The organism is Desulforegulaceae bacterium, from assembly GCA_034006035.1.
GTDB lineage: Bacteria > Desulfobacterota > Desulfobacteria > Desulfobacterales > JACKCP01 > JACKCP01.
The window spans coordinates 125415-148073 of the sequence record JAVETN010000007.1; the positions used below are offsets into that span (position 1 = coordinate 125415).

Consider the following 22659-nt stretch of genomic DNA (forward strand, 5'->3'; position numbering starts at 1 on the left):
TTATGGGTTTTGTGGAGGTGAAGTAACAAACTCTGCCGGTTCTAACCGGCAGAATTTGTAAATTTATAAAAAACTATGAAACTTTAATCTCAGCTGAGCTTTCCCAAAGTCCGTGAATATTGCAATATGAAGTAGCAATAAGCTGTCCTGATGACTTTAGTCTTATTTTTGTAGTAACAAAGGGTTCGCTGTAAGATGAGCCTTCATTTGCACCTTTTGCTGATTCTCCGTGGGCTGCAAAATCAAAGGAGGAAAGTTCATAAATGAATTTTTCCCCTTCAGGTTTGAAATAGAGCTTAATCCATCTTATATGGTGTTCTGTTGTATTAGGGTGGGCAATTTCATCACCAATTGAAAGAGTTACTTCAAAAGGGGAATCTGCTGAAACTTCGCTTTTGCAGTTTATAATCGGGATATGTTTTTCATTTTTCCAATCGCCTGACTGATAGAATTCACCAATTTTTGACATTTCTTAGCACCTCCGTTTTAATTAGATTAAAATTTAACGTAAATGACGATTTTAATGCGATCAAGACTTAAAGCAGATAATTAATCTGGAAACTGAACTTAGTTTTTTGTCTTGGATCATTAACTTATATTAATACATAAATTCAAGTTTACAAGTTTTTTTGCAGGGGTAAGTCTGAAATCTGGGTTCTTTGATAATTGGGCAGAATTTGGAAAAGGGCGGAGATTTCCGCCCTTAATTATTTTTTAAAGTGCTTTTTCTAAAGTTTCAGTTTTTGGAGCCTCAGTTTTTATTTCAACTTCTTCTATAATTTCTTTATCTTTTTTTTCAAGTACATTTAGAAGTCCTGCTTTGTAGCTGTCAGATACATTTCCAAGTGACTTGATCTGCTCTCTTATAGTTTTTTTCTCACTGGAAGACGGTGCAAAGGCAAGGGCTTTTTCAAGATTTTTTTCAATTTCTTCAAAATCAGGAGTTCCTTTAGCTTTTGCAAGAGCTTTTACATTGTCAAGGTAGAAGCTGTGAATAAGAGAGTAAACTTCTTTTTTCTCGTAGTTTGTGCTTTTAATGGTTTCTGGAGCATAAATTTCAGGAAGAGTCATTAGATGAAATTCCCCTGTAGGAGAAAATTTACCCTGATACACTTTAAGTCCGTCTTTTGAATTTTTAAGATAAAAATTACCTGTATTTGAAATACTTGCTCCTATGAGAATAACTACAAGAAATCCAAATGCTGCAATAAGACCAATTATACTTTTGTTCATAAGCCCTCCGTTATCACCGGTGTTGTTAATTTGTGGATTTTTGATTTTATTAAAATCTGGTTTCAGTGAAGAAATCTTTTGTGCAGATTCAGATACTTTTGTAAAAATTGTTTTATTAAGCTCTTCTTCTTTTTCAAGAAGTTCAGCTTCTTTTTTCTTAAGACTGTCTTCTTTTGCTTTTAATTTTTCTTTGTTTGACTCTAGATCTTTTTCTCTTTTTTCAATTTCTTCTAGTTTTGCTTTTGTTTTATTTTGGGCTTCAAGAGTTTCTTTTTCAAGTTTTTCCAGCTCTGATTTTTTATTATCAAGTTCTTCTTGAGATTTTTTAATTTCTTCTGTTTTTTTGTCTAAATCAGCACTGGATTGGTCTGCTGCGGTTTTTGCTTTTTCAGCTTCAGCTTTTAGAGTTTCAGCATCTTTTTTCGCTTTTTCAGCTTCGGTTTTTAGACTTTCAACATCTTTTTTTGCTTTCTCGGCTTCAGCTTTAAGAGCTTCAACATCTTTTTTCGCTTTTTCAGCTTCAGCTTTAAGGGTTTCAACGTCTTTTTTTGCTTTTTCGGCTTCAGCTTTTAGAGCTTCAGCTTCTTTTTTAACTTTTTCGGCTTCAGTTTTAAGAGTTTCGCCTTCTTTCTTTGATTTTTCAGCTTTAGAAAGTTTATCTTCAGCTTCTTTTGCTTTTGCCTTTAAATCTTTTTCCGTAGAATCAAGACTTTCTTTGGCTTTTTTTGCTTCATTAAGCTTGTCATTGGCTTCTTTTAAAGCTTTTTCAGCCTGGGATAATTTAGCTTCAGCCTCTTTTTCTTTTTTATTTAAGTTTTCTTCAGCTTTTTTAAGCTCGGCTTCCTTTTTACTAAGAGCTTCATCTTTTTTGGGAGCAGCTGGAGCTTTAACTTCTTTTACAGGAGCTGGATCAGCCTTTGTTTTTTTTGCTGGCTCTGAAAAAATATTTGAAAAATCCTTTAATAGAATTTCTTTAAGCTTTTTGTTGTTGCCTTTAATGAACTTAGGGGCTGTAAAATCTTTTTTAAATTCTGTTTTTTTAGGAACAAAAAGTTTTGCAGGCTTCCATTGTTCAAATTTTCTCAAAAGAATATTTTCTGGCTCTTGTTGTTTTTTCTTCTTTTGAGCAGCCTTTTTAGTTGTAGCAGCTTTCTTTTTAGGCTGGGTTGTTTTTTTTGGGTTGGTCTTTTTTTTTGCCATATCGTCCTCTTTCATTTCTCCAAGATGTATATATTGATTTTTTCTTTTATTTTCCTTTATGTTAACCAAAATTCATATATTATCATCATTGTTTTGTAAACCACTAATTAAGTAAACAGCTGAATACAGCTAATGTTTATTCCAGATTAAACAAAAAAATTTAAAAGAAAATACTGGGTTTTTACTTTATTTAATAAAAATTTTTGGTTTCCATTGTTGACAAAAATAAACAATGGGGGTAAATTAATCAAATCTTTCCCGCTGTCCACAAGATTTTCCAAAAAAAAAGAGATTGCCAAAATTAAAATTTATTTAGTTTTGGAGTTCTATTTTTAAAAAATGGAAGGAGAGTAAGATGTTAAACACAAATGTAGATTACAAAAAAGTAAGCTTAGATGGTTTAAATGCAATGAAACATCGCGATTCTATAAAACGATACCAGGAAAAAGGCTGGATGCTTTGCGGTGTGGCTCCGATTACAAGCGAACGGCGAATGGAATATAGATTTAAAAAACCAAGATAGTCTAAAATCAGGGTTTTTTCAGTTAACTTACAAATGAGCTAAAAAATTCTGAAGTTTAAGTTTTATTTAAACTTGAAAATTAAGTAAAGGGCAGTTTATGTTCAGCTTTGTTGAATTCTAATTATGAGGCCTTAAAAATGAAAGAGAGTTTCAGGGTAGCGGGAGAGTTTAGAAACTTGCCTTGAAATAAAGTTTTTGATTAAATCTTGAAGTTTAAAATATACAAAATTTTTTTTAGATGATAAAAACGGCTGAAGTTTTTCAGCCGTTTGTTTTTTTAAAGACCTAAAAGAAGCTTTGCTGTAGTAAAATATATCACAAGCCCTGAAATATCAACAATGGTAGTAAGGGCTGGACTTGCAACAACAGCAGGATCAAGCTTCATTTTTGCTATTGTCATTGGAAGAGCTGCTCCTACAAGAGTGGCAGTAACCACCTGAATAGACAGAGCCACAGCAACAACCAATCCTATATTATAAATACTTATTCCCGCCGGAAAAACTGAATTCCATGAAAGAACAAGTACCTGAAAAAAGGTAAGACAGCCTAGAAGAGCTGCTGTGAGAAAAGCAACTTTTAATTCTTTGAAAATTACTTTAAATATATCCTTGGGATTTATTTCGTTTAATGCCAGGGCTCTAACAACCACAGTAGCTGCCTGACTTCCTGTGTTTCCTCCGGCATCAGTCATCAAAGGCATATATAAGGTTAGAAGAATAAGGCTTTCCAGGGCGTCCTGGTAGTTTTTTATTATATAACCAGACATAAGCCCTAGAAAAGAAAGTCCGACAATCCAGATTGCCCTGTTTTTGAAATGAACAAATGAAGTTGTTTTAAGATATACTCCGGCCTCATGTTCACCTGAAATGGCCATGAGTTTTTCTATATCTTCTGTGTGCTCCTGGGTGATAATATCTATGGCATCATCATAGGTAAGAATTCCAACAAGGGAGTTTCCTCCATTAATAACAGGCAAAGCTATCAAATCATATTTTTGAATTGTTCTTGCAGCTTTTTCCTGATCATCATAGGCATTTGCAAAAATCATTTTGGTATGCATTATTGATTCAACAGATTCGTCTGCTCTTGCAAGGATAAGATCTTTTAGGGAGACAAATCCTGTTAATTGTCTTTTTTCGTTTATTATATATGCATAATAAATTGTTTCTTTATTTGGAGCTTCCAGTCTTAGTTTGTTTATGGCTTCTTTGGCTGTGAGCTCTTTTGAAAGGGTGGCATAGTCAGATGTCATCATAGCCCCTACTGTTCCTTCAGGGTAGGCTGATAACTTTCTTATGTCTTCACGCTCAGCCTGAGCAAGAGCGGGTAGAATAAGCTCTCTTTTTTCTTCAGGTATTTTTTTTAGAAGGTCTACTCTGTCGTCATGGGCCATATAGGTAATTATCTGGGCCAGGTCGTTTCGTTTCATTACTTTGGCAAGCTCAAGCTGAAGTTCTAGATCAAGATAGCTGAATATTTCAGCTTTTCTGAAAGGGTCGGCTTCCATAAGAATTGTTTTTACTTCATCTGGCTCAAGGCCAGCAATAAAATCAGCTACAACAGGAGAGGGTGCTGTTTCAATGAGAAGTTTTATTTCTTTAAGGTTTCCATTATTCAGGTATTCTTTGAGCTGCGGTAAAAGAATGGGATTTTTCATTACTGCCTCCATAACCGCAAAGAAAAAAAAGCAGGGGCAGTAATGAGTTGTTTAGAGGATTAAATCATTACGCTCGACTGCGAATTTATTTTGCGTTGGTTTAATAAATTGTTTTTGGAAATTTGATTTCCCTTTGCAAGTTTTTTCCAACTGCCAGGGTCTTCGCCGTCATTCATGACTTGTCCTTTTATTTATGATTTTAATGAAAAACCAAAATACTTAATTAAAGGTATTGAGTTTTTTGGTTGCAAATATAAAATCTTAGGCTTTAATTATAATTGACTGAGCCCAATGTCAACAAGAAGTTTAGTTTAAAATTCTGTCTATTTTATAGGGAGAAATTAGAAGTCCTGATTCTTTTGAAAAAGTTACCTTGTATTTCAGCTGATTCATTGTTTCTACAAGGCTTCTGCCAAAAATAAGATCGAGCATATATGAAGCAGCTTTTTGTTTTTCAGCAACAATTTCTCTTATATTTATATCAAATAAGATTATGTCTTTAAGGCTTGTAAGTGCTTTTTCACTGGTTTCAATTTTTTCAAGAAGATATTTTATTTCATCATAAGAACATTTTTTATCATGTTCTTTTATCAATTGGGCAAGACCTTCAATTTTTTCAAAAACAACTTCTCTTGTTAATAAATTTTTATTCATCATGGCAATGATGGGTTTGGTATCCCAGCATTTTAAAATTCTGCATTCAACTGGCCTTGAATCATAGATTGAACAAAGTTTTGATTCTTCATCAAGATAAAGACATGTCCAGGATTTACTTTTTCCTTTAATTTTTATCAGCTCATTTTCAAGGGTAATTGCTCTATTTTCTCTTGGATCAAATGCAGTTTCACCTTTTCTTAATGTTACAAGATCTGAAGGCGGAATTTTTCCTTGAACCATAAGGTATTTATCTTCAATGTGAAGGGTAGGACCGCTTTTTTCACAGCATTTACCACACTTTTTGCATTCTTTCATTAAAACACCTCTTAAAAAACCTGATCCGGAAGTTTTTTTGTTTAGTTAATCAAGGGAATTTTTTTAGTTTTTATTTTACGGTTAATTGAAAATAAAACTATTTAAACATAATAACCGCCCTGAAATCAAATTCAGGGCGGTTATTAGCAATATTTAGCAAACCTTAAAATTAGTCTTTATCAACTTCTGACATAAACTTAAGGGTTTCATATCTAAGATTTATTTCTTCTTCTATTTTGGCTCTAAGTTTTTTTGATTCTTCAGGAAAACTTCTTTCAAGCATTGCATATCTGTTTTCACCTGAAAGGAAATCCTGCAAGGTTCCATCTGGAGCTTTGGAATCAAGAATAAACGGGTTTTTGCCTTCTTCAGCCAATAAAGGATTGAATCTGTACAAAGGCCAGTATCCTGACTCAACAGCCAGCTTTTGTTCGTATTGGCTCTTGCCCATTCCGATTTTGATACCCTGGTTGATACATGGAGCATAGCAGATTACAATTGAAGGTCCAGGATAAGCTTCAGCTTCAGCAAAGGCTTTAAGTGTCTGCTGTTTATTTGCACCCATGGCAACTGAAGCAACATAAACATAGCCATATGTCATTGCCATTCTGCCCAGTTCTTTTTTGGAAGTCTTTTTACCTGAGGCTGCAAATTTTGCAATTGAGCCTGTTGGAGTGGCTTTTGAAGACTGTCCGCCTGTATTTGAATATACTTCGGTGTCAAGAACAAGGATGTTGATGTCTTCACCTGATGCCAGTACATGATCAAGGCCTCCAAAGCCTATATCGTATGCCCAGCCGTCACCACCAAAAATCCAGTGTGATTTTTTTACAAAAAGATCTGCCTGAAGTGCAATTTCATCAATAATATCACTTTCAGGACCCATTGGAAGAAGGGCTTCAAGAGTTTCTGCCGCTTCTTTTGATTTTTTGGAATCCCACATTGAATCAAGCCAGTTAGTCATTGCGTCTTTAAGGCTTGCAGGCAGTTCTTCTTCCATTGCCTGTCTTACTTTGTCTGCAAGGGCATTTCTTCTATGTGTCATTGAAACCTGGATTCCAAATCCAAATTCTGCGGCATCTTCAAACAATGAGTTGCCCCATGAAGGTCCAAAACCATCGCTGTTTGTGCAATAAGGAAATGAAGGTGCAGAGCCTGCAAAAATTGAGGAACATCCTGTGGCGTTGGCAATTAGCATTCTTTCACCGAACAGCTGTGTCAGCACTTTGATATAAGGAGTTTCACCGCATCCTGAGCATGCACCGGAAAATTCAAATAAAGGCTTGTAAAGCTGGCTGCCTTTAACAGTGTCACGCTTGAGAAGTCCTTCTTTAAACGGAACCTCTAAAGAGAACTCATGGTTTGGTATTTCAGTATCTGTTTGAGTATCCAAAGGCTTCATAACAAGAGCAGGTTCTTTTGCAGGACAAATATCTGCACAGTTTCCACATCCAAGACAATCAAGAGTGTTAACCTGGATTCTAAACTTATAGTCTTCAAGACCCTTGCCTTTTGCTTCAATTGTTGTAAATGAAGCAGGTGCTTCTTCAAGCTCGTCATCTTTTGCTAGAATTGGAATAATGGCTGCATGGGGACAAATAAATGCGCATTGGTTGCACTGGATACAATTTTCAGGGATCCACTCAGGAACTTCAATTGCAACTCCGCGTTTTTCATACTGGCTTGTTCCCACAGGGAAAATCCCGTCTGGTTCAAAAATACTTACAGGAAGTTTATCTCCCTGCTGTGCATTTATTGGGAATACAACTTCGTTTATGTATTCAGGGACTTCAGCTGTTTTCTTTGGTGCTGAACTATCTTCAGCATTTTTCCATGATTCAGGAACCTGGATTTCTTTAACTGAATCCAAAGCCTTGTCAACAGCATTTACGTTCATTTTGACAATTGAATCACCTTTCATACCATAGGTTTTGTCAATATCTTTTTTAAGAAGCTCTATTGCCTGGTCAACTGGAAGAACATTTGCAAGCTTGAAAAAAGCTGCCTGCATTATCATGTTGATTCTTCCTCCAAGACCCACTTCAGAGGCAATTTTGATGGCATCTATCATATAAAACTTTATATTTTTGTCTGCCATGGTTTTTTTCATTTTGGCAGGCAGATAAGTTTCAATCTCCTTTTCATCCCAGTGAGCATTTAGAAGAAAGGTTCCTCCGTCTTTAATACCTTCAAGAACATCATAAAGATCAACATAGTTTGGTTTATGGCAGGCAATAAAGTCTGCTTTGTGAATAAGGTAAGTTGACTGAATTGGAGAATTACCAAATCTTAAATGGGAAATTGTAATTCCACCTGATTTTTTGGAATCATAGGAAAAATAACCTTGGGCATACATATCTGTGTTGTCGCCAATGATCTTGATTGCTGTTTTATTTGCTCCAACAGTACCGTCTGAGCCAAATCCCCAGAATTTACATCTTACTGTTCCTTCAGGTGCAGCATCGTATTCTTCTTTTATATCTAAAGAAGTATATGTAAGATCATCTTCAATTCCAATGGTAAAATGATTTTTTGGAGACTTGCTGTTCATATTGTCATAAATGGTTTTAACCATTGAAGGAGTAAATTCTTTTGACCCAAGTCCGTATCTTCCTGCTGTGATTTCAGGAGATTCTTTTCTTTGAAAAAAAGTAGTGCAAACGTCAAGATAAAGAGGATCTCCAATTGCACCGGGTTCTTTTGTACGGTCAAGTACAGTAATTCTATTGCAGGAAGCTGGAATTGCGTTAAGAAAATCTTCAGGAAGAAATGGTCTGTAAAGTCTTACTTTAACAAGACCTACTTTTTCTCCGTTTTTATTCATTGAGTTTATTGTTTCTTCAATTGTTTCACAGGAAGAACCCATTGAAACAATAATTCTTTCAGCTTCAGGATGTCCTACATAATCGTAAAGATTATATTTTCTTCCTGTGATTTCATAGATTTTTTTAAGGTAGTCTTTGATAATTCCGGGAAGTTCATTATAAAAAGCATTGGCTGCTTCTCTTCCCTGAAAATAAATGTCAGGGTTTTGGGCAGTTCCTCTTATTTCCGGATGCTCAGGGTTCATAGCGTTTTGTCTGAAAGCTTCAATAGAATCAAAATCTGTAATTGATGCTATTGCATCATAGTCTATGCTTTCAATTTTTTGAATTTCATGGGAGGTCCTGAATCCGTCAAAAAAGTGAAGAAAAGGAACTCTTCCTTCAATTGCACATAAGTGAGCAACAAGAGACATGTCCATTACTTCCTGAACTGAGTTGGAACAAAGCATTGCCCAACCTGTCTGTCTTACTGCCATAACGTCTGAGTGATCTCCAAAAATAGACAGAGCATGGCTTGCAAGGGCTCTGGCTGTTACATGAAAAACCCCTGGCAGAAGTTCACCAGATATTTTGTACATGTTTGGAATCATCAGCAAAAGACCTTGAGAGGCTGTGAAAGTGGAAGTTAAAGCTCCGGCTGCAAGAGAGCCGTGGAGAGCTCCGGCTGCACCGGCCTCAGATTGCATTTCTCTTACTGTGACTCTTTGGCCGAAAATATTTTTGCGGCCGTCAGCAGACCAAGAATCAATGATTTCACCAATAGGTGAAGATGGGGTGATGGGATAAATAGCTGCCACATCGCTTAAAGCATAAGCAATATGAGCGGCTGCGGTGTTTCCGTCAACTGTCATCATTTTTTTTGACATTGAAACCATCCTCTTTCTTTTGAAGTTTTTTAATATTAATCTTTACCTGACCAAAATAAATTAAAATACACTTTGCCCGTAAAATCTGAACAAATCAGAGCCTTAACCGGGCAGAGAACAATTAAATTGTTTTTGCATTTGAATTACTTTTCAGGTTTTAGTTGAGTTCAAAGAAACAAAAATTTACCTAATTTTTAGAGATTTTCAAGTTGACGCAGAAAACGACACCTTGAAAACTCGAATGATTTTATATTTAAAATATAAAACTTTCATCATAGGATTTATTAAACTCTATCTTTAATATGAACAAATCTCTTATGTAAAGAAAAAAATTTGTCCTTTTATTTGTCAAAAAGTTTTTTACCTGATTTGATTAGAGAATAAAAATCTTTAGCAGGAACTGGTCTGCTGAAATAATAGCCTTGAATCTCATCACAATCAAGTGTTTTGAGTACATCTATCTGAGTTTTTCTTTCAACTCCCTCTGCAGTAACTTTTAAATTAAGGTTGGAAGCAAGGGATAAAATAGATTTTATAATTGAGACATCTTCATTGGAGTCTGGAAAGTCATCCAGAAAAGATTTATCTATTTTCAATTCATCAATAGGAAATTTTTTAAGATAGCCAAGGGAGGAATAACCTGTGCCAAAATCATCAATTGCAATTTTGGAGCCCATTTCTTTTATTCTTTTTGTAGTTTCTTCGGCAAGCTCAGGATCTGACATAACAACGCTTTCAGTTATTTCAAAATTGACAAATTTAGGGTCTGAGCCGGTTTTTGCAAAAATATCAGTTATTTTTTCAATCAGTTCAGGATCATGAAATTGGGCACCCGATAGATTTACCGAGACATGGAGATCTTTAAATCCTGATTTATGCCAAAATCCAAGTTCAGCCACGGCTTTTTCCATTACCCATTTTCCTATGGGGATAATATGGCCGTTATCTTCTGCTATTGGAATGAAAAGAGCCGGAGATATGACTTGTCCGTTTTTTATCCATCTGATAAGTGCTTCAGCTCCTGTTATTTTTCCTGTTAAAAGAGAGACTTTGGGCTGATAATAAAGTTCAAATTCATTGTTTGAAAGTGCATGGGCAAGATTTTGTTCTGTTTCAAGCTGTTTTGCAGCTGACTCATCCATTGACTGGGTAAAAAAACTAATTGTTCTTTTGCCCTTGTTTTTTCCCCGATACATTGCCATTTCAGCATTTTTTATCAATGTTTCAGCTGAATTACCATCTTCGGGGAAAAATGCAATTCCAATGTTTGAGCCAAGAAGAATTTCTCTTTCATCAATTTTATAAGGTCCTTCTATTATTTTTTGAATCTTGGAGGCTTTTTTTATAACTGCATTTTGATTGTGGGCTTCTGGTGCCAGGATAAGAAATTTGTCACCTACAAACCTTGCAATAACTATTTGTTCAGGAATAGAGGCTCTAAGCCTTTTTGCAACAAGATAAAGGATTTTGTCTCCTGCCAGATGACCTAAAGCGTCGTTTATATTTTTAAAATTATTTAAATCTATAAATAAAAGTGCAAAAGTTTCTTGGTTTTTTTTGTTAAAGTTGATTTTTTGTTTTGTAATATCAGTGAAAAGCTTTCTATTGGGAAGCTCTGTGATTGCATCGTGATAGGTTTGATAATGAAGTTTTTCCTTGTCTAAAACTGATTCTGTAATGTCATGGAAAAGTCCTAGATAATTTATAACATCTCCTATTTTATTTCTTATTGCTGTAATTGAAAGGAGCTGGGGATAGGGCTGACCATTTTTTCTTCTATTCCAGATTTCTCCTGTCCACTGGCCTATGTGGTTAATGCTGTACCACATTTTTTTATAAAATTCTTTGTCATGCCTGCCTGAGTTTAAAAATTTTGGATTTTTACCTATTACTTCTTCTTTGGAATACCCGGTAATTTCTGTGAAAAAAGGGTTTATCCTTACAATTTTATTATCTGAATCTGTAATGCAAATACCTTCTATTGAATTTTGAAAAAAAGCCTCAGACATTATCATAAGTGATTCATAGGCTTTGTGAGTTGTTTCTTCCCTTATGTAAATATATGCTGAGTTTATGTTTTTAAAAGGAGAAATAGTTAAAGAAAAAATTCTGTCTTTATCAGTAAATTCAATTTCCTGGGTTAAGTTGGTTTCAAAGGCGGATTTGATTTTTTCAGTAAAAAAATCTGGAAGCTGTTTTCCTTTTTTCAAAGAAAGAATTTCCATTATATTTAAGGCAGCTTTATTTAAATAGGTAAGATTACCCTGGAGATCAACTCTTAAAACTGGATTGGGATTGTCGTCTGGAAATTTTGCAAGCATTTTTGCCTGCTCTTCGCTTTTTTTTCTTTCTTCTACTTCTTTTTCAAGGCTTGATTTTTTTTCAAAAAGATCTTCCATAAATTTATTGAAGTATTTGGAAAGCCTTCCTATTTCGTCGGAAGAATCATAGGGCAGTCTTACATTTAAATTCCCTTTGGTTGCTGTTTTAATTTTTTCAGTCAACAAATACAATGGCTGGGTAATTGATTTCCTAAGAAAAAATAAAATTGGAATGGCTAAAAAAATTAAAATAAGATGGGTATACCCAAAAATTTTAAAAATCATTTTTGTTGTTGAGTAAATTTCTGTTTTACAACCCACAGCACAGATTATTAAATTATAATCTTCCAAAAATTTGAAGTAGATTAGTTTTTTTTTTGGAGATTGGCCTGACTTTGAATCCAACAGGGCTTCAATTTTTCCTGATTTTATTTTATTTATATTTTCGATTGTTTCTTTGGTTTTTGCATAATTGGTTTCATCAATGTTTTTACCTTTAAGAGTTGGATGAATTAAAAAATTACCTTTAGTATCCATTATAAAAGCATAGCCGGTTTTGCCAAACTTTAAAGATTGAATGTTTTTTTCAAGATCTTCAATTTTTAAAAGGGTGTTGAATTCGCTTTTATATGCTGCTGCTGAAACAATCCAGTTCCATGGTTTATAATGGATAAAATAAAGAGCTTTTTCTCTTTCCTTTAATTCATCTGGGTTTTTCCAGTTATATTCAAGATAGTTTTCGTCTGATTCAAATTTTTTTTGGATAAAATCAAACTTGAAAACATTTTGTTTATACATTTCCTTTTGGGGATGCATAACTATAGTTCCGTTTAAGTCTATGACATAAATATATCCAGTTTGACCTATTGTCTGCCGGGAAAGAAGTTCTATTGCTTTGTTTTGTTTTATTATATTTTGGTAAGGACTTTTAGATTGAGTATTTATAAAGTCAATGGCTTCAATGTTTGTTGAAACAATGGTTTTTAAATGGTTTTTTATTGAAACTTCAGCTGCTGTTTCAACAAGGCTGTGAAAAAGCTCTATTGAGCCTTCAAGTTCTTTATTAATTTTGCTTTGAATAATGCCGTTTATAAGAGGCACAGTAAATGCAGATGATATTGTTAATGCCAGTAAGATAAGGCCAAGGTAGATTGCAAGAAGTTTTTTGCCTATACTTATGTTTTTTAATTTCATTGATCCTATCATTCCATTAGATACAAGATTAAGAAGATTCAATTTTAAGAGCTTTTGTTTTTTTCTCAGGCTAAGGTCATAGCATTTAATGGTTTAAACTTAAAGATTTATATGTTTTTTGGGTATTGGTTTGTTTTAACAATAAAGCCTGTCTTTTTTTAACTTTTGATTTTGTTTTTATTCTTGGTTTTTTTAGAAAGATTTTATTGGAAAATCAAATACAAGCTGTTTGTGAATTAAAGATTTATTTTCAAAATTAGATGCACTTATTCCAAGGAGCCTGATTTCCTTTTTGCCTATTTCTGTTTTTTCAATCAAAGGTAAAATAAGCTGAAAAATTTCTTTTGCCTCAAAAAAAGGGGAGGCTATTGTTGTGCTTCTTGTGATTGTATGAAAATCAAAATATCTTATTTTTAAAGAAACAGTATAGGGCTTTACTTCAATTTTTTTTATAAGATCAGATACTGCTACACAAAGATGTTTGATAATTTTAATGATTTGATTTTTGTCAAAAATATCTTTATCAAAGGTGATTTCTTTTCCGCAGGACTTTCTTTGTCTATGATCTGTAACAGGCCTGTGGTCATTTCCTGAAGCAAAAAGATAAAAAAGTTTTCCGTTTTTTCCAAAAAGGCTTACAAGTTTTTCTTCTCCGGCATTTAAAAGATCCTTGCCTGTGAAAATTTTGTGATAATGCATTTTTTTAGCTGTTTGTTTTCCAATCCCAAAAAATTTTTTTACAGGAAGGTTTTCTATTATTTTTTTTGCTTTTTTAGGAGTTATAATTGTAAGGCCATTGGGTTTTTCCATGTCTGAAGCAAGTTTTGCAAGAAATTTATTGTAGGAAACCCCTGCTGAAACACAAAGTCCTGTTTTTGAAAACACCTCTTTTTTTATAATTTCAGCAGTTTTTGTGGCAGAGCCAATTTTTGCTTTGTCATTTGTAACATCAAGAAAAGCTTCATCAAGGGAAAGAGGTTCCACTAAATCTGTATATTTTTTGTAGATTTCAAAAATTTTTATTGATTCTTTTTTATATTTTTCAATATTTGGAAAAACAAACACAGCATTTGGGCAAAGCTTCAAAGCTTTTTTAGAAGCCATGGCAGAATGAATTCCAAATTTTCTGGCTTCATAGGAACAGGTTGATACAACCCCTCTTTTATTTGGCATCCCTCCTACAATTACAGGTTTGTTTTTTAAGGAAGGATTGTTTCTTTGTTCAATGGATGCATAAAAAGCATCCATATCCAGATGAATTATTTTTCTATACATTTAATTTTTAATTTTGGGTTTTTGTTAATTGTTAAATTATAAAATCTTTTTAATTATTGGAAATATATTTATTTTTTTAAAAATACAAGTTAAGCTTCTAATCTTCAAGGCTTTTTTAAATAGGTTTTAATCGGTTTAGTTGTTTTCTAAGCTTCACTATATAAGTTTCTAAGTCTTACTATATATTTTAAACCTTACTATATAAGGTAGAAGATTCTAAGGCAAAAGGTTTTAATTTTGCGGCACCTGTTTTGCATTGTTTTGTAAAAGATTAGGTAAAGTTTGTTTTAAACACCTTGAGGAGATTTTATGTCAACCAAAAACAGGGGTTTTACATTAATTGAACTTATGATTGTTGTTGCAATAATTGGAATACTTGCAGCTATTGCTATTCCAAACTTTATGAATTATCAGATAAAGGCAAAAACTGCAGAGGCAAAAGTTAATATTGGTGCAATTAAAAGTTTGCAAATTGCTTATAGCTCAGAAACCGGAGCTTATAAAACCTGTTCTCCCCATCCCTTAAATGCTCCTAAAACAACCAAAGCACCATGGGGACCTGGTAATAATGATTTTAATGAACTTGGGTTTAAGCACAGTGGAAAAGTTTATTATCAATATAATGTAGGTGCTGAAACTGGCACTGAAGTAACTATAGCAGCAATTGGTGAGTTAGACGGCAAAGGTGAGCAGGGTGTTTTTGTTTATTCAACAACATCTGGAAACAATGGCGCAGTTCTTGGGAATGGCAAGGAAACTTTGATAACCAAAAAAAATATACTTATAAATATTAACCCTAGGTCTTTTTAAATTGTTTAGACTTAATTTATAATTTATCAGGTAGAATTTGTTTTTGACAAAAATTGTCAGTCTTCCGGAAATTGTAAGAATATGGGGGTTTATGTGACAAAAATTGTCAGAGAAGATTGTTGTTTATAGTCAAAAGTCTTGATTAACCTGGGTTTGTTCAGGACTTTCAAATTATGGCATTTGTTTTGCATTTAATATATATAATGAAAATCAATTAATTTCCTTAAGGAGGATTTATGTTTAAGAACAAAAAAGGTTTTACACTTATTGAGCTTATGATTGTTGTTGCAATCATTGGTATACTTGCTGCTATTGCTATTCCAAACTTTATGAATTATCAGTGCAAGGCTAAGCAGTCTGAAGCCAAGTCTATGCTTGGTAATATAAGAACATTGCAGGAAGTTTATTTTGCTGAGAATTCTAAATATGGTAGTTTATCAAATATTGGTTTTAATATGACTTCTAATGCAAAAACTTATAAAAAGGCAGATGCTATAGTTGTTTCTGGACCAGGTTATAATGCGTCAGTAAGTGGAACACCCAAAAATCATGATACTTGGGGGATTAAAAATGATAGCGGTATCTGGAATATATTAGACGGATGTAAATAATTAATAGTTGTGTAAAATAAATAAAACTAGCTCATTATATAAGAGCTAGTTTTGTTTGTAATAAAGATGTGAAATAAAGGTATGATTCAAATAAAAAAACTCAAGCATTTCTTTTTGACAATATTTCTAGTTTTTTTCATACTCTATTTACAAAACTTAAACCTCTCGGCAAAAAGTTCTCAACTCCCACAAATAGAAGGTTGCTCTTGGTGTTTGAGTGCAAAACCCATTGAACCAGAGTATTTACCCTATAAAACCGAATATTATAAATTGTTTGCTCCAGCAGATATTGAAATGACAGCAGATATATTATGGCTTAAAACCTGCTATTATTTTGGCTACCATGGACTTACAGACAAACAATATCCAAATTTGTTTTTTTTAATAGATAAAATAGGAGAGCTTTCTCAAGACTGGAGCTATCCTTATGTTTTCGGGATAATTGCTTTGCTTGTTGAAGCTGAAAATCCTTTTGAAGCAATGGTATTAGCTGATAAAGGAATAGAAAAGTTTCCAAATGAATGGATTTTTAAATTTTATAAAGGTTATATTTTGTGGAAAGCATTTGAAGATTATGAAGGTGCTTCAGAAAATATTTTCCAGGCTAGTCTTTTACCCGGAGCTCCTGAATATCTTACAGCCTTATCAGCAACCTTTGCCAAAAAAACAGGACAGGAAATGTTTTTTAAATCATTTGTAGAAACAGCTTTAGCAAATATTGAAGATGACTCCCAAAAGCAAATTTTTTTAAATAAATTAAGAAAGATGGAAAAAAGTGAATAAAAACATTGCTCTATCTTTAGAAAATATTGACTATTCAATTAATTATGGGTTTTTTCTTAAAAAAAAAGAAATTATAAAAAATTTGTCTTTAAATGTGTTTAAGGGTGAAATTTTCGGGCTGGTAGGTTCAAATGGTGCTGGTAAAACAACCACAATAAAACTTGGAATGGGCCTTCTTAAACCAGACAATGGAATAATTAAAGTATTTGGAATTTCTCCGGAAAAAGCCGGTTCAAGAAAAAAAATTGGTTTTTTAACTGAAAATCAATATGTTTACCCATATTTAACTTTAAGAGAATGGCTTGAAATGCTTGGAAGTATTTCAGGAATAGAATCTGAAAAACTTAAGTTTCAGATAAAAAGAGTTGTAAGTCTTGTTGAACTTGATTCTTTTTTAAATGAAAAACTAAAAAACCTTTCAAAAGGGCAAGTTCAAAGGGCAGGGATTGCCCAGGCTCTTCTTGGAAAACCTTCTATTCTTGTTCTTGATGAACCAATGAGCGGACTTGACCCTTTGTGGAGACACAGGATAAAAAAAATACTTAAAAAATTTAATGAAAAAGGGGGAACAATAATTTTCAGTTCCCATATAATGTCTGATGTATTAAGTCTTAGTAATCGAATTGGAATAATAGAAAAAGGCAAACTTAAATGGTGCGGCAAAATAAAAGACCTGGATTTAAACAAAGCAAATTATCAGGCTTTATTTTATTCAGATGATTTTTCAAAACTAATCCAAAAAGATTTTAAATTTAAGACCCTGGAAAAACAGGCTGGTAATTCATGGTTTATTGAGTTTGATTCTTCATATAAAAAAGAATTTATAAGTTTAATATCTAAACACAATGTTTGTCTTGAATATTTAAAACCAGATGATTTGGAAATTGAGGAGATGATTTTTGGCAATTATTTTTAGGCAAATGTCTGCTGTATCCAAAAACATAGTTAAAGAAGCTTTAAGAACTTACTCTTTGGGAGTTTTTATATTTATAGTTTTTTTAATGTTTTTATTTAATTATATAATAAGTGATATAGCCATAGGAAATGATAAAAGAGTGATGATAAACCTTGGTTTTTTTGAACTTGGAATACTTGGGGTAGTTTTATCAATTTATTATTCTTCCAATTTAATTAAAAAAGAAATTCAAAATAAAACCCTTTATATAATTCTTTCAAGACCTGTTTCCAAATCAGTTTTTTATGCCGGTAAATTTTTAGGAGTAATTTTTGTTTGTTTTTTAATCTATCTTTTTTTGTCAATTATCTGGGTTATTCAGCTTAAATTATATGGAATAGATCTTGGTATAATATATTTTTATACATTGTTTTTTGTTTTTTTAGAGTGTGTTCTTCTTGTATCAGCAGGCACAATGTTTGCTTCATTTACTTCCCCAATTCTTAATTCTTTTTTTCTTGTATCGATTTATTTTTTTGGGCATTTAAGCAAATCTTTACTTGCTTTTGCCAATAATTCTGAAAATTTGCTGATGCAAAAAATTTTAACAATTTTGTACTATATTATTCCAAATCTTGAAGCTTTAAATTTCAGGGACTTTGCTTTGTACAATAAAGATATTTCATGGATTGAAATCAGTCTTGGTTTGTCAACCGGATTAAGCTGGGTTGGGTTGTTTTTTGTTGGAGGTCTTTTTATTTTTAATTCAAGAAAGCTACTCTGATGACTAATGATTTTAAAATCAAAAATAAATGCTTTATATTTTTAATTTTTTCCTTTTTTACAATTTTAATTTATTCAAATAGTTTTGATGCTGAATGGCATTTTGATGACTTTCATAATATTTTAGATAATCCTCAAATTACAATTGATAATTTATATCCTGAAACCTTAAAAAACACTCTTTTTGCTTCAACTGATGGTAAAGGCAGGCTATATAGACCTGTTGCAATGTTTAGTTTTGCTTTAAACTGGTATTTTGGAGGAGCTGATGTTTTTGGTTATCATCTTGTAAACGTAATAATTCATATTTTTGCTGGTTTTTTTTTGTTTTTGGCAATAATTGAACTATTTAAAACTCCGGTTTTAAAAGATAAATATAAAAATAAAGATATTTATAATATAGCCCTTTTTTCTTCTGTTTTATGGCTGATTCATCCCATTCAAATTCAGGCAGTAACTTATATTGTCCAAAGAATGGCATCCATGTCTGCCATGTTTTTTATAATTTCTTGTTTTTCTTATTTAAAAGCAAGAACCTCAAAACCTTTAAAAACAAAGATTAAATTTTTTTCTTTAAGTTTTTTATGTTTTTTACTTGCCAGCGGAGCAAAGGAAAATGCTTTAATTTTACCATTTAGTCTTTTTCTTATTGAAATTGTTTTTTTTCAAACTTTTGAAAAAATAAGTGGTAAAAAATTAAGTATTATTATTGGTATACTTTTTATTTTTGGCTTAATTTTAATTTATAAATTTGTTGGATTTAAACTTCCTTCCCATGGTGGCAGAAATTTTACTTTATCCGAAAGATTGATGACTGAATCAAGAATTATTTTCAAATATTTATATCAGCTTTTTTACCCTATAAGTTCTCAATATTCTCTTATCCATGATATTGAAGTTTCTAAAAGTCTTTTTAAGCCTTTAACAACAATTTTATCTATAATATTAATAATATTTATTTTATTTTTTTCTTTTTTATTCAGAAAAAAGTTTCCTGTTTTATGTTTTGCTATTTTATTTTTCTTTCTTAATCATAGTGTTGAATCAACTATTATTCCTTTAGAGCTTATTTTTGAACATAGAAATTATTTACCCTCAATGTTTTTATTTTTGCCTCTGGGAATAATGGTTAATTATTCGTTGAAATATTATAAAAATAAAAGCTCCTTATTTTATATTTTAATTACTTCATACACAGGAATCATTGTTTTTGTTGGACTAGCGACTTATACAAGAAATTTTGACTGGAAAACAGAGGAAAGTTTATGGATAGATGTTTGTGAAAAAGCACCCCAAAGTGCCAGGTCTTATCATAATTTAGGAGGTGTTTATTTAAAATATGGGCTTTTAGATAAAGCTCAAGAATTGTATGAAAAAGCCATTGGTCTGTATGATAGTACAAAAAATAAAGATAAAATTATTTCATATAATGGTTTAGCTGCAATAAGCTTAAGGAATGAAGAGTATATAGATAATGCTTTATATTCTAAAAAAGCTTTGGATTTAATGTCGGAAAATTCTAAGTATATTTATAGATATGTAAATGCAATTGTAAAATCAGGAGATTATGACAAAGCTTATTTATACCTTGAAAATGAAATAAAAGATAATTCTTGGAACCTGGATTTATTAAATATCAAAACATATATTTTACTAAAACTTGATAAAGAAAAACAAGCTTTGGAAAATGCTCTTGAAACTTTTAAAAAATGTAACAACTCTTCAGAAGCTTTAGCTCTTCTTGCATTATGTTTTTATGAAAATGATATTGATCATAAAACCAAACATTTTTTGTTAATTGCTAAAAACTTGAATATTAAGCCTGAATATAAGTTTTATGTTAATCTTTGTTTGCTTGATATGGGAATAAAAACCAATGATGATGAAGTTATAAACAAAAACTTAAAAGAGTTTTTTAAATTATATAATCTTAACTATATTAAAGATGAACTATTTAAATATAAACAAGATGAATACAAGTTGGTTAATGTTTCAGCCGATGAAATTCTGGATAAAATAAAAAACTTTTTAAGTTAATAATTTAATTATGATTTGTTATTTTAATGAAAAATTTTGATAAAAAACTTTTTTTTATTTTTCTTTTTTTAATCTGCTTTATTGTATTATGCATTTGTATTTTATCTTTTGTTCCCCCAATCAGCCGTGACGCCTTAGTTCATCATCTTACAGTTCCTAAACTTTATATTGAAGCTGGAAAAATAATAGAATTACCCTGTATGTCATATTCATATTTTCCAATGAATCTTGATATGCTTTATTTAATACCTTTGTATTTTGGTAATGATATTATTCCAAAATTTATTCATTTTTCATTTGCTCTTTTTACTTCTTTTTTAATTTATAATTATTTAAAAAAACGTCTTGATAAAAATTATGCAATTTTTGGAGCTTTTCTTTTTTTATCCATTCCAATTATTATAAAACTTTCAATTACTGTTTATGTTGATTTAGGGCTTTTGTTTTTTTCAGCTGCATCACTTATTCTTTTATTTGAATGGGTAAGTTCAAAATTTAAATTAAAATATCTTGTTTTTTCTGGCGTTTTTTGTGGCCTTGCAATGGGAACAAAATATAATGGGCTTGTAACTTTTTTTATAATTACCATGTTTGTTCCTTTTTTTTATTCAAGATTTTCAGGCGTTAAAAAATTTATATCTTTAAAATCTTCTTTATTCGGGGTCTTTTTTATTTTTGTTGCTTTGATAGTTTTTTCTCCCTGGATGGGGCGAAATTATATATGGAAGGGAAATCCTGTTTATCCACTTTATAATAAGTATTTTAATATTAAAAATGATAATCCCTGCAAAGTACATGAGGGAATAACTTATAAAGAGTCTTTGAGTATTAATCTTTTTAAGAAAAGAGAGCTTTTTTACAATGAAACTCCCCTTGATATGGCTCTTTTACCCATAAGAATTTTTTTTCAGGGTAAAGATAATGATTTTCAATTTTTTGATGGTAAATTATCTGCCTTGCTTTTTTTTCTACCCATAATTGCTTTTATTCCCTATGGAAAAAAAGAAGAGTATGATTATGAAAAAAAAGCTATGCTTGTTTTTTCTGTTTTGTTTTTTTGCTTTGCATTTTTTTCAACATCCTTACGAATAAGATATTTTTCTCCTTTTATACCTTTTTTTGTAATTTTATCAGTATTTGGAATACAAAAGTTTAATTTAATTGTTCATGGAAAATTTAATATATATAAAAATATTTTATTTGCCTTATTTTATGGTTCAATAGCTTTTTATATGATTATTCATAATGGAGGATATATAAAAGAGCAGTTTAAATATGTTAAGCCTTTTAAATATTTAACTAAAGAGGTGTCAAAGGGTGAATATATATCAATGTTTAGAAATGAATATAAAGCTTTTGAATTTATAAATAAAAATTTACCTGATGATTCTAATATCTTGTTTTTTTATGCCGGTAAAAGAGGATATTATTGCCATAGAAATTATGTTCCAGATGAAGGGCGAAGTATTTTTTTTCTATATTATTTAGTAAAAAATTATGAAAATATAGAAGATATAACAAAAGAGATTAATAAAAGAGGTATTACCCATTTTCTTTTCAATAATAAATTTGTAAAAGAAAGGGTAAATGAAGATTTAACCCAAAAAGAAATAAACAAATTTTTAAATTTTATGACTTTAAAATCTATTAAATTGTTTGATAATCATGGGTTTTCAGTCTTTGAAATTAAAAGAGAATAAATATGCATCTTATAATAATTATCCCATGCCTTAATGAAGAAAAAACAATATCAAATGTAATAAATTCCATTCCAAAGCAAATAAATGGAATTTCATTTATAGAAATTATTGTAATTGATGATGGTTCAATAGATAGCACGGCAATACTAGCCAAAAAAGCAGGAGCAATAGTAATATCCCATAAAAAAAATCAAGGTGTAGGCAAGTCTTTTCATACCGGAATAGAAGAAAGTATTAAAAAAGGTGCAGATATTGTTGTAAATATGGACGGAGACGGGCAGTTTGACCCAAAAGATATAGAAAAACTAATTGAGCCCATTTTAAATAAAAATGCCGATTGTGTTACAGCTTCAAGATTTATTGATAAATCTCTTTATCCCAAAATGCCTTTTATTAAAAAATGGGGCAATGTTCAGATGGCAAGGCTTGTAAGTTTTTTGACCGGGGAAAAATATTATGATGTATCTTGTGGGTTCAGGGCATATTCAAAAGAAACAATTTTAAAAATGAATTTGTTTGGTAAATTTACCTATACCCAGGAAACTTTTTTAGACCTTGCTTTTAAAGACATTGAAATTGTTGAACTTCCTTTGGCCATAAGGGGAGAGCGGGAATTTGGCAAATCCAGAGTTGCCTCAAGTATAATAAAATATGCAATCAATACTTCAAAAATAATTGTAAGGGCTTTTAGGGATTATAAACCTTTAAAGTTTTTTGCTTTTCTTGGCACTGTTTTTCTTATTTTGGGTGTTTGTCTTGGTGGTTTTTTTGTTTATTATTATATGACCACAGGTAGATTTACTGGTCAGCTTTGGGCTGGGTTTTCTGCCGGGTTTTTAATTCTTTTCAGTTTTTTATTTTTTCTTACAGGTTTGCTTGGTGATATGTTGGTCAGGATTAGAAATAATCAGGAAGTTTTGATTTATATGGAAAAGCGAAAAATTTATGAGAAAAATAAAAGCTTAAAACTATGA

At 31.5% G+C, this 22659-nt stretch carries 16 protein-coding genes; 9 read left to right on the forward strand and 7 right to left on the reverse strand.

What is annotated here, in order from left to right:
* Positions 1 to 73: 73 nt before the first annotated feature.
* Positions 74 to 469 (reverse strand): class II SORL domain-containing protein, encoded by a 396-nt coding sequence (locus tag RBR53_07325; protein MDY0132463.1) that lies wholly within the window; start codon positions 467 to 469, stop codon positions 74 to 76.
* Between the two features lie 245 nt (positions 470 to 714).
* Positions 715 to 2433 carry a hypothetical protein gene (locus RBR53_07330; protein MDY0132464.1) on the reverse strand — a complete coding sequence of 573 codons (1719 nt, stop codon included), beginning with the start codon at positions 2431 to 2433 and terminating at the stop codon, positions 715 to 717.
* 355 nt (positions 2434 to 2788) lie between these two features.
* On the opposite strand from RBR53_07330, the gene RBR53_07335 reads away from it, so the two are divergent.
* Positions 2789 to 2956, forward strand: a complete 168-nt coding sequence (locus RBR53_07335; GenBank protein MDY0132465.1) for a hypothetical protein — start codon at positions 2789 to 2791, stop codon at positions 2954 to 2956.
* A gap of 277 nt (positions 2957 to 3233) precedes the next feature.
* Here the strand turns inward: RBR53_07335 and mgtE are convergent, their stop codons facing one another.
* From mgtE to dinB, 5 genes are all read right to left on the reverse strand, one after another.
* Positions 3234 to 4613 (reverse strand): magnesium transporter, encoded by a 1380-nt coding sequence (gene mgtE / locus RBR53_07340; protein MDY0132466.1) that lies wholly within the window; start codon positions 4611 to 4613, stop codon positions 3234 to 3236.
* A gap of 306 nt (positions 4614 to 4919) precedes the next feature.
* A complete protein-coding gene (locus RBR53_07345) occupies positions 4920 to 5585 on the reverse strand; it encodes a YkgJ family cysteine cluster protein (GenBank protein MDY0132467.1) in 666 nt (221 codons plus the stop codon).
* Positions 5586 to 5754: 169 nt separating this feature from the next.
* On the reverse strand, positions 5755 to 9276 hold the full coding sequence (gene nifJ / locus RBR53_07350) for a pyruvate:ferredoxin (flavodoxin) oxidoreductase (GenBank protein MDY0132468.1): 3522 nt from the start codon (positions 9274 to 9276) through the stop codon (positions 5755 to 5757).
* 341 nt (positions 9277 to 9617) lie between these two features.
* Entirely contained in the window at positions 9618 to 12791 is a 3174-nt protein-coding gene (locus RBR53_07355; protein MDY0132469.1) for an EAL domain-containing protein, read from the reverse strand.
* A gap of 192 nt (positions 12792 to 12983) precedes the next feature.
* Positions 12984 to 14066 carry a DNA polymerase IV gene (gene dinB, locus RBR53_07360; GenBank protein MDY0132470.1) on the reverse strand — a complete coding sequence of 361 codons (1083 nt, stop codon included), beginning with the start codon at positions 14064 to 14066 and terminating at the stop codon, positions 12984 to 12986.
* Between the two features lie 309 nt (positions 14067 to 14375).
* On the opposite strand from dinB, the gene RBR53_07365 reads away from it, so the two are divergent.
* The 8 genes from RBR53_07365 (at position 14376) to RBR53_07400 (ending at position 22659) form a co-directional block, all read left to right on the forward strand.
* Entirely contained in the window at positions 14376 to 14876 is a 501-nt protein-coding gene (locus tag RBR53_07365; protein ID MDY0132471.1) for a prepilin-type N-terminal cleavage/methylation domain-containing protein, read from the forward strand.
* A 236-nt stretch (positions 14877 to 15112) separates the two neighbouring features.
* Positions 15113 to 15487 carry a prepilin-type N-terminal cleavage/methylation domain-containing protein gene (locus RBR53_07370; protein MDY0132472.1) on the forward strand — a complete coding sequence of 125 codons (375 nt, stop codon included), beginning with the start codon at positions 15113 to 15115 and terminating at the stop codon, positions 15485 to 15487.
* A 213-nt stretch (positions 15488 to 15700) separates the two neighbouring features.
* Complete coding sequence (locus RBR53_07375; protein ID MDY0132473.1) at positions 15701 to 16270, forward strand: hypothetical protein; 570 nt, start codon at positions 15701 to 15703, stop codon at positions 16268 to 16270.
* A complete protein-coding gene (locus tag RBR53_07380) occupies positions 16263 to 17186 on the forward strand; it encodes an ABC transporter ATP-binding protein (GenBank protein MDY0132474.1) in 924 nt (307 codons plus the stop codon). The genes RBR53_07375 and RBR53_07380 overlap by 8 nt, the downstream gene beginning before the upstream one ends.
* On the forward strand, positions 17170 to 17949 hold the full coding sequence (locus RBR53_07385) for an ABC transporter permease (protein ID MDY0132475.1): 780 nt from the start codon (positions 17170 to 17172) through the stop codon (positions 17947 to 17949). The genes RBR53_07380 and RBR53_07385 overlap by 17 nt, the downstream gene beginning before the upstream one ends.
* On the forward strand, positions 17949 to 19985 hold the full coding sequence (locus RBR53_07390; GenBank protein MDY0132476.1) for a tetratricopeptide repeat protein: 2037 nt from the start codon (positions 17949 to 17951) through the stop codon (positions 19983 to 19985). The genes RBR53_07385 and RBR53_07390 overlap by 1 nt, the downstream gene beginning before the upstream one ends.
* 26 nt (positions 19986 to 20011) lie before the next feature.
* Positions 20012 to 21685: a glycosyltransferase family 39 protein gene (locus tag RBR53_07395; GenBank protein ID MDY0132477.1), complete on the forward strand. Its 1674-nt coding sequence runs from the start codon at positions 20012 to 20014 to the stop codon at positions 21683 to 21685.
* Positions 21686 to 21687: 2 nt separating this feature from the next.
* Positions 21688 to 22659 carry a glycosyltransferase family 2 protein gene (locus tag RBR53_07400; GenBank protein MDY0132478.1) on the forward strand — a complete coding sequence of 324 codons (972 nt, stop codon included), beginning with the start codon at positions 21688 to 21690 and terminating at the stop codon, positions 22657 to 22659.

Excerpts from the sequence above, each read along its gene's own strand:
- RBR53_07325 (MDY0132463.1), bottom strand. The coding sequence starts at position 469 with ATGTCAAAAATTGGTGAATTCTATCAGTCAGGCGATTGGAAAAATGAA.
- RBR53_07330 (MDY0132464.1), bottom strand. The coding sequence starts at position 2,433 with ATGGCAAAAAAAAAGACCAACCCAAAAAAAACAACCCAGCCTAAAAAG.
- RBR53_07335 (MDY0132465.1), top strand. The coding sequence starts at position 2,789 with ATGTTAAACACAAATGTAGATTACAAAAAAGTAAGCTTAGATGGTTTA.
- mgtE (MDY0132466.1), bottom strand. The coding sequence starts at position 4,613 with ATGAAAAATCCCATTCTTTTACCGCAGCTCAAAGAATACCTGAATAAT.
- RBR53_07345 (MDY0132467.1), bottom strand. The coding sequence starts at position 5,585 with ATGAAAGAATGCAAAAAGTGTGGTAAATGCTGTGAAAAAAGCGGTCCT.
- nifJ (MDY0132468.1), bottom strand. The coding sequence starts at position 9,276 with ATGTCAAAAAAAATGATGACAGTTGACGGAAACACCGCAGCCGCTCAT.
- RBR53_07355 (MDY0132469.1), bottom strand. The coding sequence starts at position 12,791 with ATGAAATTAAAAAACATAAGTATAGGCAAAAAACTTCTTGCAATCTAC.
- dinB (MDY0132470.1), bottom strand. The coding sequence starts at position 14,066 with ATGTATAGAAAAATAATTCATCTGGATATGGATGCTTTTTATGCATCC.
- RBR53_07365 (MDY0132471.1), top strand. The coding sequence starts at position 14,376 with ATGTCAACCAAAAACAGGGGTTTTACATTAATTGAACTTATGATTGTT.
- RBR53_07370 (MDY0132472.1), top strand. The coding sequence starts at position 15,113 with ATGTTTAAGAACAAAAAAGGTTTTACACTTATTGAGCTTATGATTGTT.
- RBR53_07390 (MDY0132476.1), top strand. The coding sequence starts at position 17,949 with ATGACTAATGATTTTAAAATCAAAAATAAATGCTTTATATTTTTAATT.
- RBR53_07395 (MDY0132477.1), top strand. The coding sequence starts at position 20,012 with ATGAAAAATTTTGATAAAAAACTTTTTTTTATTTTTCTTTTTTTAATC.
- RBR53_07400 (MDY0132478.1), top strand. The coding sequence starts at position 21,688 with ATGCATCTTATAATAATTATCCCATGCCTTAATGAAGAAAAAACAATA.